The sequence below is a fragment of the Thiocapsa sp. UBA6158 genome (genome assembly GCF_002423035.1).
Lineage (GTDB): Bacteria > Pseudomonadota > Gammaproteobacteria > Chromatiales > Chromatiaceae > Thiocapsa.
This window is the reverse complement of the sequence record NZ_DIUM01000008.1, coordinates 1-15,038: the sequence shown is the minus strand read 5'-3', so window position 1 is coordinate 15,038 and position 15,038 is coordinate 1. Positions and strand designations below refer to the sequence as shown.

Below are 15,038 nucleotides of genomic sequence, written 5' to 3'. Positions count from 1 at the left end.
CGTCAGACCCGCAACAAGGCAGCACGCCGTAGCGGCCGCGCGAAGAGCTCGGCAAGATCGGCGGCTTGATCGAAGCCATGCACCGGCGTAAACACCAGCTCGATGGACCACTTGGTCCGCAGGCCCTCGGACTCCAGCGGATTGGCAAGCCCCAGACCGCAGACCGTGAGATCGGGTCGATCCTCGCGCAGACGATCGAGCTGGCGTTCGAGATCCTGACCCTCGGTCAGGCGCACGCCTTCGGGCAGGAGGCGCATCTCCTCGGCCATGAGCTGACGATCGAGGAACGGCGTACCGACCTCGACCAGCTCCATGCCGCATTCGCGCTGCAGGAAGCGCGCGAGCGGGATCTCGAGCTGCGAGTCCGGTAGAAAGCTGATGCGCTTGCCTGCGAGCGCTTCGCGATGATGCGCCAGTCCGCGCTGCGCCCGCGCGATCGCCGGCGCCGTCACGGCCTCGAGCACCTCGCCCGACACGCCCCATGCCTCGGTCGCCGCACGCAGCCAGCCGAGCGTGCCTTCGACACCGAAGGGATAGGGCGCGGTCAGCAGGTTGGCCCCCCGCGCCTGACAGGCACGCGCCGTCTCCCCTAAAAAGGGCTGGGCCAGCAGGACCTTGGTCCCGCTGCCCAGGGGAGGAAACTCGGTGGTCCGACGCGGCGGCAGGAAGTGCACCGGATCGATCCCCAGCTCGGCGAACAGCCGTGCGAATTGATCTTCGACCACGTCGGGCAAGGTGCCGAGGACCAGCAGCGAGCGCTCGCCGTTCGGAAGTTGCGGCAGCTCGGGCACCAGCGCCTTCAGACAGGCGTCCTCGCCTTGCGTAAAGGTGGTCTCCAGACCGCTCGCCGAATAGTCGAGGATCCGTACCCGTCCGCGATAAACGCCGGACAGACGCTCGGCGGCCTTCGCCAAGTCAAGCTTGATGACCTCCGACGGGCAGGAGCCGACCAGGAAGAGTGTGCCGATATCGGGACGCCGCTCCAGGACCTCGGCGACCACGCGATCCAGCTCGGCGTTGCAGTCGGCCAAGCCGGCGAGGTCGCGCTCATGCAGGATCGCGGTGGCAAAGCGCGGCTCGGCGAAGATCATCACACCCGCCGCGGACTGCAGCAGGTGCGCACAGGTGCGCGAGCCGACGACGAGAAAGAAGGCATCCTGGATCTTGCGGTGCAGCCAGACGATCCCGGCCAGGCCGCAGAACACCTGCCGCTGGCCGCGCTCGCGCGTGACGACCGGGAGTGAGTCGCCGGTGGCGGGAGCACGATCGGCAGCGTGGGACAGGCTCATTCTGCCGCCTCCGCGAGGGTATCGCGGTCCTTCGCCTGGTCGCGCGCTTGGTCAAGCCTGGCGGCGCGCAACTTGATCAGGAACTGCCCGGCATTGATGACATAAGCCGCATAAGCCGCGAGCGCCAGCCACATGAGCCCCTGCGTATCGAGCGCGGCAGTGGCGAGCGCGATCAGATAGGCCGTATGCAGGGCCAGCACCAGCATGCTGAAGACGTCTTCCCAAAAGAAGGCCGGCGCGAAGAGATAGCGTCCGAAGACCACGCGCTCCCAGATCGCGCCGGTGATCATGATCGCGTAGAGCAAGAGCGTCTTCACGACGATCGAGACGATCGCGGCGAACTCCCCCTCGCCAGTCGCCAAATAGCGCAGTACCAGATAAAGGCTCACCAGGAAGACCAGAAACTGCACCGGCGCAAGAATGCCCTGGACCAGCGTCCACGGGGACTCATCGCGGCGGAGGCGCTCCTCCGGGGTGTAAAGAGGTCTGCGTTGCTGCGGTTGCATTCGAGGATGATTCATCATCAGTGGACGAACTAGGGTATGATCCGCCGTCGCATTCGACATATGACGAATCTAGTCCGCTTTCAGGGATGCGTCAACCAAACTTTACGTAAACCTGACTTGACAACCCCGCACCAGGCACCACAATAGGGTAGCGAGCCCGACCGTGGCGAACCGGCGTTTCTGCATTGCCATCGGCAGCAGCCGCGCCCCGCAGCTGGCGTATGCCTGCTGCGGCAAGCTCCCCCTGACTCGGACTCCGCACAACTGCGGCACTCGGACGATCCCGAACGGATCGGCAGGGCGGCACGCACCTCGCGCCTCGGCGTGTTATTCGTTGACGACGGTCGTCCCCGAGCAGCGCAAGCGGTCTCTTGTGATCATCGATACAAGACAGGATTCGGCCGAAGCCGGAAGCCGCGTCGGGCGATGCGCTCGAGGCCGAGGGACGCCACGATGCAGGTGTCGGATGCCCACGGGCATGTCGCCCTGTCGGGGATGTTCCGGCGAGCCAGCCGCGATCGGCACCGAAAACGGGTTGCGCGGGCGCGCCCGGAGGCATTGGAGGGTCTGGTCGTCGTGAGTCCGTTCAGAGCCCCGAAGGAATCGTTCGGCACACTCGATGCCGACACGGCGGCGGCGCTGGTCGAAGGCGCAACCGACATCGCGGTCGTGGTCGACCAGGCGGGAATCGTCTGCGACATCTCCTTCGGCAGCGAGGACCTTTCAAGCGAGCTCAGCAGGGACTGGATCGGGCAGCCCTGGCTGACCACCGTGCTGCCGGAGAGCCGCGCGAACCTGGAAGCCTTGCTCAGCGAGGCATCCGACTCCCGCGTCACCCGCTGGCAACAGGTCAATCATCCCTCCGTGCGCGGGACCGACATCCCGATCCAGTACCGGGCCTTGCGTCTCGGCACCAGTGTCGTGGCCCTGGGGCGCAACCTCCAGGGTATGGCCGCCCTGCAACAACAGCTCGTCGACGCCCAGCAAGCACTTGAGCGCGACTACTGGCGCTTCCGCCAAGTCGAGACCCGTTACCGGCTGCTGTTTCGCATGGTTTCGGAGGCCATCCTCATCATCGATGCGCCGACCCAGCGGGTCGTGGAGGCGAATCCCGCGGCCGGACAGCTCCTCGGCGAGTCCCCGACGCGGGTCATCGGCCGCCACTTCCCGGAAGGGTTCGACACCGAAGGCACACAGGCGATCAACGGCCTGTTGGCCGGTGTGCGTGCCGCCGGGCGGGCCGACGACGTGCGAGCCAAGTTGGCCGACGGCATGCAGGAGTTCCTGGTATCAGCCTCGCTGCTGCGTCAGGAGAACCTCTCGTTCCTCTTGGTGCGGCTCTCCCCGATCGTCGCCGAGACCGCCACCTCGACCCTGCCGGAGAACCGGGCACGCTATCTTCGTGTCCTCGAGAACGCACCGGACTGCATCGTCATCACGGATGCGGACGGGCGGATCCTGAGTGCGAACAACACCTTCCTGGCCTTGACCGAGATCGCCGCGGAGCAGCAGGCGCGGGGCGAGTCGCTCGACCGTTGGCTCGGACGTCCGGGCGTCGACCTGAATGTCTTGATGGCCAACCTGCGTCAACACGACACGGTTCGGCTCTTCGCAACCACCTTGCGCGGCGAGTACGGCTCCACCACGGATATCGAGATCTCCGCCGCGGCGGTACGCAACGGGGAGCGCCCCTATTTCGGTTTCTTCATCCGTGATGTCGGTCGCCGGCTCCATGCCGAGCAGCCGACGAGCCCGGAGCAGCCGCGCTGGCTCGATCAACTCACCGACCGGGTCGGGCGGGTTCCCCTCAAGGAACTGGTGCGCGAGTCGACCGATACCATCGAGCGGCTCTGCATCGAGGCGGCCCTGAAGCTGACAGGCGACAACCGCGCCTCGGCGGCCGAGCTCCTGGGGTTGAGCCGCCAAAGCCTATACGTCAAAATCGATCGATACGGCATTACCGACCAAGCAGCCGAGCCATCGGCGCCAAACGACAAGTGAGCGGCATGAATCGAAGCGCGTTACCCACGGCGGCGTCCGCATACCCGTCCATGCCCGCGATCTTAGAAGTGTCGCACCCCATCACCTGGTTCCCGCCGATGTGGGCCTTCGCGTGCGGGGTCGTCTCATCCGGCGCGCCGGTCCTGCAGCAGTGGTGGCTCCTGCTCGCAGGCGTGCTCTTGGCCGGCCCCCTGATGTGCGGAACGAGTCAAGTCGTCAATGACTGGTACGACCGTCATGTGGACGCCATCAACGAGCCGAACCGCCCGATCCCCTCGGGTCGAATCCCGGGGCGCTGGGGCCTCTATCTCTCGCTGATCTGGACCGCGGTCTCGCTGCTGCTCGCCTGGGTGCTCGGGCCCTGGGTCTTCGGGGCGTCGCTCATCGGCATGGCTCTGGCGTGGGCCTACAGCGCACCGCCCTTCCGCCTCAAGGGCAACGGCTGGTGGGGGAACCTCGCCGTCGGCTTCTCTTACGAAGGATTGGCCTGGGTCACCGGGGCGGCCGTCATGCTCGGCGGCGCCATGCCGGACTGGCGGATCCTCGCACTCGCCGTGCTCTACAGCATCGGCGCGCACGGCATCATGACGCTCAACGATTTCAAGGCGATCGAGGGCGACAAGCAGATGAACGTGCGCTCGCTGCCGGTTCAGCTCGGTGTCGACGGGGCCGCACGCCTGGCCAGTATCGTTATGGCCGTGCCTCAGGCCATCGTGATCGCGCTCTTGTTCGCCTGGGACAAGCCGGCCCACGCCATCGCCGTCGGCGTGGTCCTGCTGATCCAACTGCTTCTGATGGTTCGCTTTCTGCAGAGTCCGCGCGAGCGGGCCACCTGGTTCAGCGGTCTCGGCGTCAGCGTCTACGTCACCGGGATGATGATCAGCGCCTTCGCCGTGCGTGGGCTTCTCGCTTGAGTCAAACCCCACAGTACGCTTGATCGCGCCTGCCCGGCGCTCTTGCCCCGGGCTTTGAAACACTTCGATTTACCCAACCTCAAGGCCAGCATTCGATGACAACTCTTGAAACATTCGACGTCGCGATCGTCGGCGGCGGGCCCGCCGGTGCCACCGCTGCAACCGATCTGGCCAGGCGCGGCCGTCGCGTCCTCCTGCTCGATCGCGGCGGGCGCATCAAGCCGTGCGGCGGCGCCATTCCCCCGCAGGCGATGCGTGAGTTCGATATCCCGGAGTCCATGCTGGCGAATCAGGTCAACTCAGCCCGCATGGTCTCCCCGTCCGACCAGCGTGTGGACATGCCCATCAACGGCGGCTATGTCGGCATGGTGGATCGCGAGCATTTCGATGAGTGGCTGCGCGAACGTGCCGCGCAAGCCGGAGCCGAGCGGCGCACCGGCACCTTCGAGGCGGTCGAGCGCGACACCGACGGCGTCGCCCTGATCCGCTATCGACCGGGCGCGGGTCGCAGCGGCAACGAGTCCGAGCGCGTCCGTGCCCGCGCCGTGATCGGTGCCGACGGGGCGCACTCGGCAGTCGGCAAACAGTGTGTTCCGGGCGCGGACAAGATCAAATATGTCGCCGCCTATCATGAGATCGTGCGGACCCCGGCCAACGGCGGTCCGGCCGATTTCGACGGCACGCGCTGCGATGTCTACTATCAGGGCGACATCTCGCCGGACTTCTACGGCTGGGTCTTCCCCCACGGCGACACGACCAGCGTCGGCGTAGGTACCGCGGTGGATGGCTTCTCGCTGAAGAGCGCAACCACCGAGCTGCGTCGCCGCGCCGGGCTCGAGCACGCCGAGACACTGCGTCGCGAGGGCGCGCCGATCCCGTTGAAACCGCTCAAGCGCTGGGACAACGGACGTGACCTGGTGCTGGCGGGCGATGCCGCCGGGGTGGTGGCTCCAGCCTCGGGCGAAGGCATCTATTACGCCTTGGTCGGCGGACGGCTGGCCGGTGACGCGGTCGACACCTTTCTCTCCACCGGCGATGCACGCGCACTCAAGAGCGCACGGGCACACTTCATGAAGGCCCACGGCAAGGTCTTCTGGGTCCTGGGGATGATGCAGTACTTTTGGTATTCCAGCGACAAGCGTCGCGAGCGTTTCGTGAGCATGTGCAAAGACCCGGACGTGCAGTCGCTGACCTGGGATGCCTACATGAACAAGCGTCTGGTCCGCGCCAAGCCGGCGGCCCATCTGCGGGTCTTCTTCAAGGATATGGCGCACCTCTTGGGTTTTGTCTCGGCGCGCTGACGCGTCGCGATCGCGGCGAGCACACCGGGAGGCGCCATCATGGCCGAGCTCTTCGCAAGCGGGCGCTTGATCGATCTCATCCTCGGCCTGGTCGTGATCGAGGCGATCGCACTGACGGTGCTCCACCGCCTGACGGGAAAAGGTGTCGCGCCGCGCGACCTGGTCGGCCTGCTGCTCGCGGGCGCCTTCCTATTGGTCGCGGTGCGTTTTGCCTTGACCGGTGCCGACTGGGTCTGGATCGGAGCCTGGCTGGCCTTGGCCCTGATCGCTCATCTCGCCGATTTAGCCCTGCGCTGGCGCCCCTGAATGATCCGCGCGCCGAATGATCGGCGTCAGTTGCCGGCAGGCGGATCGCTCTTCGTGTTGTGCGCCGAATACCAGGCGAGATGCTCGAGGAGCTGGGTGGTGCGCTGGACCGATGACTGAACGGCATCGACCAGTGCGGGCACCCGGCCCAAATCGACGCCGTTGGTCACCTCGAGCGCGGCAAGCTGCGCATTCCCGACAATCGCCGAGAGTAGCTCGCGGTACAGCGGGTTGGCGCTCCATTGCAGCTGCTGGCGCATCAGTTTTTGCTGCTCCAACAGACCCTCCTGGACCCGATGCCGGGCATCCTCGGCCCTCTTGCGCTCGCTCAGGTCGGTCAGCAAGAGCACGAAGCCCAAGACCCGCTCCGGCGAGGAAAAGACCGGATCGGCGCGCACCAGAAACGTGCGAAGGCCGACGCCCCGGGTGTTCAACTCCACCTCGCCACGCCAAGCGCGACGATGCGTCACCAGCTCATGGAGACGGCGGCGTGCCTCAGACTGCGTCGGCTCCGAGAACAAGGCCAGCAGATCATCCAGGCATCTTGGACACGCTTGATCAGGATGCAGGAGCCGCTCAAAGGACTCTGTGGTCAGCAGAAAAACGCCCTCCGCATCGGCAATGAGGATCGGCTGCTCGGAGACACTGACCTGAGAGCGGACTTGGGCAAGCTGCGCCTGGGCGATGAGCACACGGACCGAGCGAAACTGCTGGATGACGTCCGCGACGGATTCGCCGATCAGTCTGGCCGTGGCCAGATTCGCGGAGGTCCAGGGATCGGATGTGCCTTCGACCACCTGATGCCATTGCGCGAAGGAACGCCGCGGCGAAAGCTGCGAAGGATCCTCTCCGCTGAAGGCCGGCTTGAAGGGATTGCCGCCCCAGGTGACGGTGCGTACGCGCTCGGGCCGACACCAGATGAGATACTCGCCGGTGCAGCTCGACACCGGCGCCGCGAGGATCCCGCTCGCCACCGGGGTCAAATAGGCCAGCCGAGGCTCGTCGCGGCGCAACGAGGCGGTCGCCATCACAGCACGCTGCGGCTGAGCATCCAGCCAGGCGCCGATCTCGCGTAGGTCACGGGTTCCGGGAACGTCTCCCGTCGTCAGAATTCTGCCGTCGCAGAGCAGGGCCGCTCCCGCCGCATCGACGCTCTGCAGCAGGGTTCGGTGGTCGTCGAAGAGGGCGGAAGTCCAGTCGCCCTCGCGCGAGATCGCCTCGACCATCCGCTGCTCGAGCCGCCGCACCGACAGCTCGGCCTGGGCCTGGACAAAGCTCTCGAGGGCGGCGATCCGTGTCGCCACCGCCTCGGCCAGAAGCTCGCAGACCGCCCGAATCTCGTACTGCACGAAGCGCGGCCTGCGATGATGGCAGGCGATGAGTCCCCACAACCTGCCGCCGACCAGGAGCGAAGCGACCAGGGTCGCCCCGACGCCCATGTTCTTCAAATACTGGATGTGGATCGGCGACATGCTGCGCAGGCTGCACAGCGACATATCCAGATCCTCGCCCGTGACGGGCGAGGCCCGGGGGTGGAGACGCACGGGCTCGTAGTCCACATCGACCAGAAGACGGATCCGATTGCGCTCGTAGAGTCGACGTGCGATTTGAGGGATATCCGAGTCGGGGTAACGATTGCCGAGGTAGGCGTCGAGCTCGGGCTCGCGCTGCTCGGAAAAGACCTCGCCGTGGCCCTCGTCGTCGAACCGATAGACCATGACCCGATCGTAGCCGGAGATCGACTTGAAGATCCGGGCGGCGTCGTCGCACAAGGACCGCAACGACGCCGAGGCGATGATCGTCTGCAGCGCCGCATTGATCCGGCCCGACAGATCGACGGCAGCACCCGAGGGCTCAAGCTCGACGACCAATCCACCCGCCGGCGGACGATGCACGATGGCATCGAAATCACGCCCCGGGTGCGCCTCCACCGGTATTCGCAACACCAGCGGGATCTGCCCTAGATCATCGTCGAGTCTGGAACGGACCCGCGCGGCCAAGATGGGCACGAGGTCGACAAGAGGACATCCGATCGGATCCCGGTCGAGCCGCAACAGGGAGCGCGCATTCTCACTCGCCTGAATCACGACAAGATCCGGCTCCGACAAAACGATCAGGGCGCCGTGGGGTTGAATGGATGCGGCGAGCTGAATCTGCTCGCGCTCGCAATTGGATAGATCGGCGTGCCCGAACGCCGGCGAGGAGATGAGATCGGGGGTCAAGTAGCTGCACTCCGATGCTTAGGGCCGATGTCCTGGATCCGTAACCGTGTCCTGATCCATCCCGTACCGCTTGAGCTTGACGTAGAGGCTTTGGCGACTCAGACCCAACAGGTCCGCGGTTGCGGTGCGGTTGCCGCGCGTGAGCGCCAATGCCTCTTCGATATAGTGCTGCTCGAGCACGCTGACCGCCTCCTTCACCAAGGCGCGCAAGGGGCCTTTTCCGATCCGACCGGTCAAGGCGGTCAAGCGCCCGCCGAGACGCTCGTCGTTGTCTCGCCGCGGCAGACGCCTGCCGACATCGCGGAACAAGATGCCGATAGAGGTCGGATCGCTGTTCAGATCGCCGGCCGCCGAGATCTCGACCTCCGTCTCGGCGCCGAGATCGCCGCGGAGACTAGTCAAGAATGGACGGACGACGCCGAGTCGCGCGATCGTCGTCAACAGCACGCCCATATCGGCGCCCGGCCGATCGAGCCAGCGCCCCAGGCTCTGCTGCAACACCCCGCCCGAGGTCGGCATTTGAACGAGATCGAGGAAGGCCGGGTTGACCCAGCGAATCAAGCCATCTCGATCGACCACGACGAATCCGTCGGGCAAGCGCTCGATCAGGATGTCCGTAAACGCCCCGTCGGCAGACTGCCGAGACGCCGACAACTCTCTGGTGGCGATCAGTTGCAGAAGGTACAGTGAACCGAACTCGGACGCGAGCCGCGACGCACGCACCATCCAAGCGGCTCGCTCCGGCCCGAGATGCAGCAGAATACCCGGGGCGCTGCCCTGATCGTCGAGCCGTTGGAGCATCGCGTGAAAGACGTCGCGCTCACCGTCGACCAACTCGGCGGAAAAGTCTTTGCCGACCAACGGCCGACGCCCGGCGGTTGTACCACCGAGGGCGCGCGACGCAGCGGGGTTGATGTCCTGGATCGCCAGACCGTTGACGCGCAACAGAATCACCGCATCGCTGGAGGATCCGAACAAGAGCCGATACCGGGTCTCGACCTCGCGCAGCTTCCAATAGTCCCGCTCCATCGTTTGCTGCGCCTCGACGAGACGCGTCTGCAACTCGGTCACGGCCTGGAGACTGCGGCCGATGGCGATAAGACCGGCATCGCCGCCCAAACGCACTGCGGTATACTCGATCGGAAGACGCAACCCGGACGGAAAGATTTGGTTGACCTGCCGAAAGGCCGAGACACCCGAGTGCCGAGCGTCGTCGACGAGACTCTGCAGGCCTTCGCTTCCGAACGACTCGACCGTCTCGACCCAGGGACGCCCGACCCAGGCATCCAGCGCCTCGCCACGGATCGCGGGCGACAACGCGGCCCGTTGGATCACGCCGGCGTGATCGAGGAAGATGGTGACGTCGGGCTGGGCCAGATTGGTCATAGACATGGACGCATGGGCCTGATCACACTTCAATAATCACCGCTTCGCGGATGGACTTCAACCGAAATCGGCCTGAACAAGGATCCTGACCGGTGCCTGCGGCCATTCCCCGGGTTACACTAGGCCGACGGCGCTCGACAGCACGCCCTCGTAGCTCAGTTGGATAGAGCGATCGCCTCCTAAGCGGTAGGTCACAGGTTCAATTCCTGTCGAGGGCGCCAAATTCCCATCCGTGACCGCCGGCACACTCACCGCGCACCTGCGAGCCGACGCACCCGATTCGGGCCATCCATCGAGGCGTATACGTATCCGCTAGCCGGGGCTACGCCCGCGACGAACTCCCCGAAACGACCTCGTAGAGCCCGCGCAAGACCAAATCAGGCATCACTCGCGCGGGCCGGTCCATCGCCGGAATCAGACGCTCGGCGTCGCCGCCGGTCAAGATCAGCGCCGGGGGAGTCTGCGTCTGACACTCGAGTCGATCGCAGAGCCGAGTTGTCAGGGCCGCGATGGCCTGAAGGCTGCCCGCCGCGACGGCAGGTCCCGTATCGGTCGCCCAGGGTTGATCGGTTGGCTCGGAGGCGATCCGCGGGATGAGGGTTCCGGCCAGAAGGCTCGCACGCATCATCTCGACCCCGGGGAGGATCAGACCGCCGAGATGGCGCCCGTCGGCAAGCAGGAGGTCGAAGGTGGCCGCGGTTCCGGCATCCACGACCAACACCGCCTCGGGGACAAGACGATGGGCGGCGACCAGGGCGAGCCAGCGATCGACACCGAAGCGCTCCGGCTCGGGATAAGCGATACGCAAGGCGCCGAAGTGCGCTCGGGTCCGTACGAATTCGACCTCGAGTCCCCAGTAGGCATGAGTCGCGCGGCTGATCGCCGCGGCGACCGCCGGACCGCCCACGTTGCTCGCGACGATGCGCTCGGGTACCTCCAGCCGCTCCCAGTCGGCGAGTAGATCGAGCGGCACCGCTGCGCCGTGGCGCACGATCTGCACCTCACCCGGAGGGCCGCCGTCCGACAGCGCCCAGCGCAGGTTGGTGTTTCCGATATCAAGCAGCAGTATCATCGCCTGCCCTCGCCTCCGACATCTGCCTCGACCTCGCGTCTCAAGCTGACCTCTCCCGCATGGAATCGCATTTCCCCGTCTGCGGTATCGAGCCGTAAGGCGCCGTCCGAAGCGATCCCGAGCACCCTGCCCCGAATCTCACGGTCAGCGAACAGGAGGCGCACCGACTCGCCGCGAAAGGCGTCGAACTCAGCCCAAAGCGCGAGGAACGGGGTCAGGCCCTCGCGACCGAAGCGCTCGAATGCGTCGATCAGTGCATCGGCAACCAGCGCCGCCAAAGTGTTGCGACCGACCCGAGGACCACCGAGCACCTCGGCAAGATCGACCCACGGCTGATCGATGGCCCGCCCCTGATCGGGTGCCATCCGTACATTGATCCCAACCCCAACCACCAGAGTGCTGGGGCCTCGAGCCTCGCCGGCCACCTCCAAGAGCATCCCGCCGAGCTTACGCCGACCCCAGAGCAGATCGTTCGGCCATTTGAGCGCAAGCCCCTCTGCCCCGATCCGACGCAGCACGTCCGCCACGACGGCCCCCGCGACCAAGCTGAAGCCGCCCAAGGCGGCCGGCGGTGTGCTGTATCGCCAGAGCATGGACAGATAGAGACTGGCCCCGAAAGGCGAAATCCAGGGGCGCCCGAGACGCCCCCGTCCGGCGGTCTGGCACTCCGCGAGGCAAAGCGTTCCGGAGGGCGCACCCGTCGCCGCCTCGCGCATCAGGTAGCGATTGGTCGAGTCGATCTTCGCGCGAATCTCCAGACGCGCGATCGCCCGGCGAGCGCCCGGGGACAGCGCCGCGAGGATCCGCTCCGCGTCGAGGAGCTCCGGGCGTGCGTCCGGGTCATGCAACCTCGAGCCGGGTGTCACGCCTCGCGATCCCCGCCGTCGCGGACAACACTGGCGAGCCAACGCGTGCGGGCCTCGAGCACCTCCGGCGGCACCTCATCCAAGAGCATCAAGTCACAGGTATCGGAACGTGCCGGAGCCGGGATGGCGAGCACTTCGATCAACTCGTCGCGCCGAAACAGATGCATCCTGACCCCGGACGGCGCCGAAAGACGCGCGACCAGGGACTCCAAATTCTCCGCGGTCGCGCGCAGGCCGTCGACCGCGACCACGACGTCTCCCGGGGCGATTCCCGCGCGCTCGCCCGGCCCGCCGCGGATGACATTCTGCACGATCGCCTCGGACGCGCCCGGACGCAGGCGCAGATCCAGGCTCGGGCGCGCCTCCCGATGCTCGAAGGATTCCGGACACCCGCCTTGGTCCTTCGGCCCGTCCGCGGGGCGCAGCCGCATCGCGACTCCGACCCCCGCCAAGAGCGGCTCGAGATCAAGCTCCGCAGTGCTGTCCAGGGCGGCCGAGAAGAAGCCGTCGAGATCGAGTCCCGAAACTTCGGCCGCGATCGCCTCGATCCCATGCTCCGGAACGCCGAGACCGGTGCGGCCATAGCGGTTCCAGAGCGCGCGCATGACGTCGTCGAGCGATGCCCTGCCCTGCGTCCCCGCACGAATGGTCAAATCCAGCACCAAGGCGACCAAGGCGCCCTTGACGTAATAGCTCACGATGGCGTTCGGTGCGTTTTCGTCTTGCTTATAGAACTTGGTCCAGGCATCGAAGCTCGACTCGGCCAGGCTCTGCACCCCGCGCCCCGGGGTTCGCATCAGGCGGGTGATGGTCGCGGCGAGCAAGCCGAGATAGGTCCGGGCGTCGATACAAGCGCTGCGCACCAAGGCGAGCTCGTCGTAGTACGAGGTGATGCCTTCGAAGGCCCAAAGCGTGCGCGTATGAATCTCCCGATCCAGCCCGCCATCCATCAGCGCTGCAGGCCGAATGCGCTTGACATGCCAGAGATGGAAATACTCGTGACTGCACAGGCCCAAGAAGCGGACGTATGCATCGGTGCGCTTCTCGTCGGCCGGATGGGGTAGATCGTTGCGCGAGCAGAGCAAGCTGGTGGAGAAGCGATGCTCCAATCCCCCGTAGCCCTCGCCCAGCGCAGTCACCAGGAAGAGATAGCGGTCGATCGGCAATTCACCGAACAGGGCCGCGTGCTCGGCACAAATACGCAGGAGGTCGCTCGCGAGTCGTGCCTTATCGGCACGCTGGCGGCCCGTGATCACCATGCGATGCGGCACGCCCGCGAGATCGAACGCGACACACTCGAAGCATCCCATTTCGACCGGATGATCGATCAGGTCGTCATAGCTCTCGGCGCGATAGAGCCCGAAACCGCGCGAATCGATCCGCTCCGGCACCAGGCTGGTTGCGACCTCCCAATCTCCCTCGACTCGCCCGTCCGGCGGCAATAGGTCGATGAGACAGGGGTGGCCGTCCAGACCCCGAGCCCGCATCAGTAGAGCGGAGCCGTTGAAATAGGCGTGCGTCGTATCGAGATGCGCCGCTCGAACCGAGAGCTCCCACGCATAAACCTGATAACGCACCCGGATCGCACTGCCCGCCGTCCGACAGATCCAGGTCTGTTTGTCGCGCTTTCGACACTCGAGCGGTGTTCCGTCGGACGATTCGGCGACCAGCGCCAGGACATTCCTCGCGAAGTCCCGAATCATATAACTGCCGGGAATCCACGCAGGCAATGACAGCTCGAGGAGCTCGGCGCCCGAATTCGGGATCTCGATTTCGACGTTGAATTGGTGGGCTTGCGTAGAGGCGGGGCGAACGCGATAAATCAGGTCGAGCGACATCGGGAGTGGGCGCAGTGCAGTGAGGGAAGAACACGCTTTCTCGGGTGTTCGAGGCCGGCCTCGAAAACGACCTCGGGGCAATGCCCCGAAGCCGAAGTCAGCTTACCAGCGCGGCCCGCGCGAGGGACGCTCGCCGCGCGGCTTGGCCTGGTTGACCTTCAGGTTGCGGCCCTTCAGCGGCGTCTCGTTCAGCCCCTTGATAGCAGCATCGGCCTCGGAGTTGTTCGGCATCTCGACAAAGCCGAAGCCCTTGGATTCGCCGGTGAACTTGTCGGTGATCAGGTTCACGCTCGAGATCTCGCCATAGGCGGAGAATGCGGTCTTCAGCTCGTCTTGGGTCACGCCGTAGGCCAGGTTGCCAACGTAAATATTCATCATTCAAGAGTTCCGTGAGAGCGCATTGAAGAGAAAGAGAGAACGGTCGAAAAATCAATACGCAACTGTTTCGACGGTCTTTGTCCCCAACCGTTGGAGACGAAGGTGTCGCGGGGGCGGGAGACCCGCTTCCCCGCAAGGGCTTGGAAACGCTTAAGGCGTCACGGCGCGCCCGCGCCGGTCACCGCCACGCCATGGGCGTTTTGCCGCAGGCGAAGTACTCGCAGTCGGCTTGCGTGCCGGTCGGCTCGGCCCACGCGAATCGCGGCGACCGCCGAGGCTGCGATCGGGCTCGCATTCGGGCGGAACCAGCGACGGCTCGAAACCGACCACGGGATTCATCGCAATCTCTTTGCGCAGGAGTCGCTGTATCCCCTGCAACAAACCCCGTTCATCGTGACTGACCAAGGATAACGCCTTGCCGCCGGCACCTGCTCGACCGGTTCGTCCGATACGGTGAACATAGTCTTCGGCCACGTTCGGCAGCTCGAAGTTCACCACTTGGGGCAAATCGACGATATCCAATCCCCGCGCGGCGATATCGGTCGCCACCAACGCCCGGACACTCCCGCGCTTAAAATCGTCCAAGGCGCGTGTTCGTGCCGATTGGCTCTTGTTGCCGTGGATGGCGGCGGCCGTGATGCCCTCTCGGCCCAAGTGCTCGACCAGCCGATTGGCACCGGCCTTGGTTCGTGTAAACACCAGCACCTGATGCCATCCCTCGCTGCGAAAGAGGTGCGCAAGCAGATCGCGCTTGCGAGCCTTGTCGACCGGATGGGCCGCCTGCGTGACGGACTCCGCGGCCGTGTTGCGGCGTGCGACTTCAATCAGCTTCGGGCGCTTGAGCAGTCCGTCGGCCAGACGCCTGATGTCGTCGGAGTAGGTCGCTGAAAACAGCAGATTCTGACGCCGCTCGGGGAGCAGCTGAATGATGCGCCGGATATCGTGGATGAAGCCCATAT

Annotated in this window: 13 protein-coding genes and 1 tRNA gene; 5 read left to right on the top strand and 9 right to left on the bottom strand. The window is 65.5% G+C overall.

Annotation, left to right across the window (positions count from 1 at the left end):
- Nucleotides 1–2: 2 nt before the first annotated feature.
- The gene (locus B4N44_RS01335; RefSeq protein ID WP_296696012.1) at nt 3–1,289 is read right to left on the bottom strand and encodes a ferredoxin:protochlorophyllide reductase (ATP-dependent) subunit N; all 1,287 of its coding nucleotides are present in this window, start codon (nt 1,287–1,289) and stop codon (nt 3–5) included.
- Nucleotides 1,286–1,795, bottom strand: coding sequence for a 2-vinyl bacteriochlorophyllide hydratase (bchF, locus tag B4N44_RS01330; protein ID WP_296696010.1), 510 nt, complete (start codon nt 1,793–1,795; stop codon nt 1,286–1,288). The genes B4N44_RS01335 and bchF overlap by 4 nt, the downstream gene beginning before the upstream one ends.
- A 576-nt stretch (nt 1,796–2,371) precedes the next feature.
- Between bchF and ppsR (B4N44_RS01325) the strand changes: the two genes are divergently transcribed.
- The 4 genes from ppsR (B4N44_RS01325) (at nt 2,372) to B4N44_RS01310 (ending at nt 6,317) form a co-directional block, all read left to right on the top strand.
- A complete protein-coding gene (ppsR, locus tag B4N44_RS01325; RefSeq protein ID WP_296696176.1) occupies nt 2,372–3,796 on the top strand; it encodes a transcriptional regulator PpsR in 1,425 nt (474 codons plus the stop codon).
- A gap of 5 nt (nt 3,797–3,801) precedes the next feature.
- Nucleotides 3,802–4,710, top strand: a complete 909-nt coding sequence (gene chlG / locus B4N44_RS01320; RefSeq protein WP_296696008.1) for a chlorophyll synthase ChlG — start codon at nt 3,802–3,804, stop codon at nt 4,708–4,710.
- A 95-nt stretch (nt 4,711–4,805) separates the two neighbouring features.
- Nucleotides 4,806–6,011 (top strand): geranylgeranyl diphosphate reductase, encoded by a 1,206-nt coding sequence (locus tag B4N44_RS01315; RefSeq protein ID WP_296696006.1) that lies wholly within the window; start codon nt 4,806–4,808, stop codon nt 6,009–6,011.
- A gap of 39 nt (nt 6,012–6,050) precedes the next feature.
- Nucleotides 6,051–6,317 carry a hypothetical protein gene (locus tag B4N44_RS01310; RefSeq protein ID WP_296696003.1) on the top strand — a complete coding sequence of 89 codons (267 nt, stop codon included), beginning with the start codon at nt 6,051–6,053 and terminating at the stop codon, nt 6,315–6,317.
- 26 nt (nt 6,318–6,343) lie between these two features.
- Here the strand turns inward: B4N44_RS01310 and B4N44_RS01305 are convergent, their stop codons facing one another.
- A complete protein-coding gene (locus B4N44_RS01305) occupies nt 6,344–8,539 on the bottom strand; it encodes a GAF domain-containing protein (RefSeq protein ID WP_296696000.1) in 2,196 nt (731 codons plus the stop codon).
- Between the two features lie 18 nt (nt 8,540–8,557).
- Nucleotides 8,558–9,931: a transcriptional regulator PpsR gene (gene ppsR / locus B4N44_RS01300; RefSeq protein ID WP_296695999.1), complete on the bottom strand. Its 1,374-nt coding sequence runs from the start codon at nt 9,929–9,931 to the stop codon at nt 8,558–8,560.
- Nucleotides 9,932–10,069: 138 nt separating this feature from the next.
- Between ppsR (B4N44_RS01300) and B4N44_RS01295 the strand changes: the two genes are divergently transcribed.
- Nucleotides 10,070–10,146 (top strand) — tRNA-Arg (locus tag B4N44_RS01295).
- A 101-nt stretch (nt 10,147–10,247) separates the two neighbouring features.
- On the opposite strand, the gene B4N44_RS01290 is transcribed toward B4N44_RS01295, so the two are convergent.
- The 5 genes from B4N44_RS01290 to B4N44_RS01270 all read right to left on the bottom strand — a co-directional run.
- Complete coding sequence (locus B4N44_RS01290; RefSeq protein WP_296695997.1) at nt 10,248–10,997, bottom strand: type III pantothenate kinase; 750 nt, start codon at nt 10,995–10,997, stop codon at nt 10,248–10,250.
- A complete protein-coding gene (locus B4N44_RS01285) occupies nt 10,994–11,863 on the bottom strand; it encodes a biotin--[acetyl-CoA-carboxylase] ligase (protein ID WP_296695995.1) in 870 nt (289 codons plus the stop codon). The genes B4N44_RS01290 and B4N44_RS01285 overlap by 4 nt, the downstream gene beginning before the upstream one ends.
- The gene (locus B4N44_RS01280; protein WP_296695993.1) at nt 11,860–13,701 is read right to left on the bottom strand and encodes a M61 family metallopeptidase; all 1,842 of its coding nucleotides are present in this window, start codon (nt 13,699–13,701) and stop codon (nt 11,860–11,862) included. Before B4N44_RS01280 ends, B4N44_RS01285 begins: the two co-directional genes overlap by 4 nt.
- A 102-nt stretch (nt 13,702–13,803) precedes the next feature.
- On the bottom strand, nt 13,804–14,076 hold the full coding sequence (locus tag B4N44_RS01275; RefSeq protein ID WP_007191936.1) for an RNA recognition motif domain-containing protein: 273 nt from the start codon (nt 14,074–14,076) through the stop codon (nt 13,804–13,806).
- Between the two features lie 153 nt (nt 14,077–14,229).
- A partial coding sequence (locus tag B4N44_RS01270) for a helicase-related protein (RefSeq protein ID WP_296695991.1) occupies nt 14,230–15,038 on the bottom strand: 809 nt, incomplete at its 5' end.

Coding starts and splice junctions, on each gene's coding strand:
- B4N44_RS01280 (WP_296695993.1), bottom strand. CDS start 13,701: ATGTCGCTCGACCTGATTTATCGCGTTCGCCCCGCCTCTACGCAAGCC.
- B4N44_RS01290 (WP_296695997.1), bottom strand. CDS start 10,997: ATGATACTGCTGCTTGATATCGGAAACACCAACCTGCGCTGGGCGCTG.
- B4N44_RS01335 (WP_296696012.1), bottom strand. CDS start 1,289: ATGAGCCTGTCCCACGCTGCCGATCGTGCTCCCGCCACCGGCGACTCA.
- chlG (WP_296696008.1), top strand. CDS start 3,802: ATGAATCGAAGCGCGTTACCCACGGCGGCGTCCGCATACCCGTCCATG.
- B4N44_RS01310 (WP_296696003.1), top strand. CDS start 6,051: ATGGCCGAGCTCTTCGCAAGCGGGCGCTTGATCGATCTCATCCTCGGC.
- ppsR (WP_296695999.1), bottom strand. CDS start 9,931: ATGTCTATGACCAATCTGGCCCAGCCCGACGTCACCATCTTCCTCGAT.
- bchF (WP_296696010.1), bottom strand. CDS start 1,795: ATGCAACCGCAGCAACGCAGACCTCTTTACACCCCGGAGGAGCGCCTC.
- B4N44_RS01315 (WP_296696006.1), top strand. CDS start 4,806: ATGACAACTCTTGAAACATTCGACGTCGCGATCGTCGGCGGCGGGCCC.
- B4N44_RS01275 (WP_007191936.1), bottom strand. CDS start 14,076: ATGAATATTTACGTTGGCAACCTGGCCTACGGCGTGACCCAAGACGAG.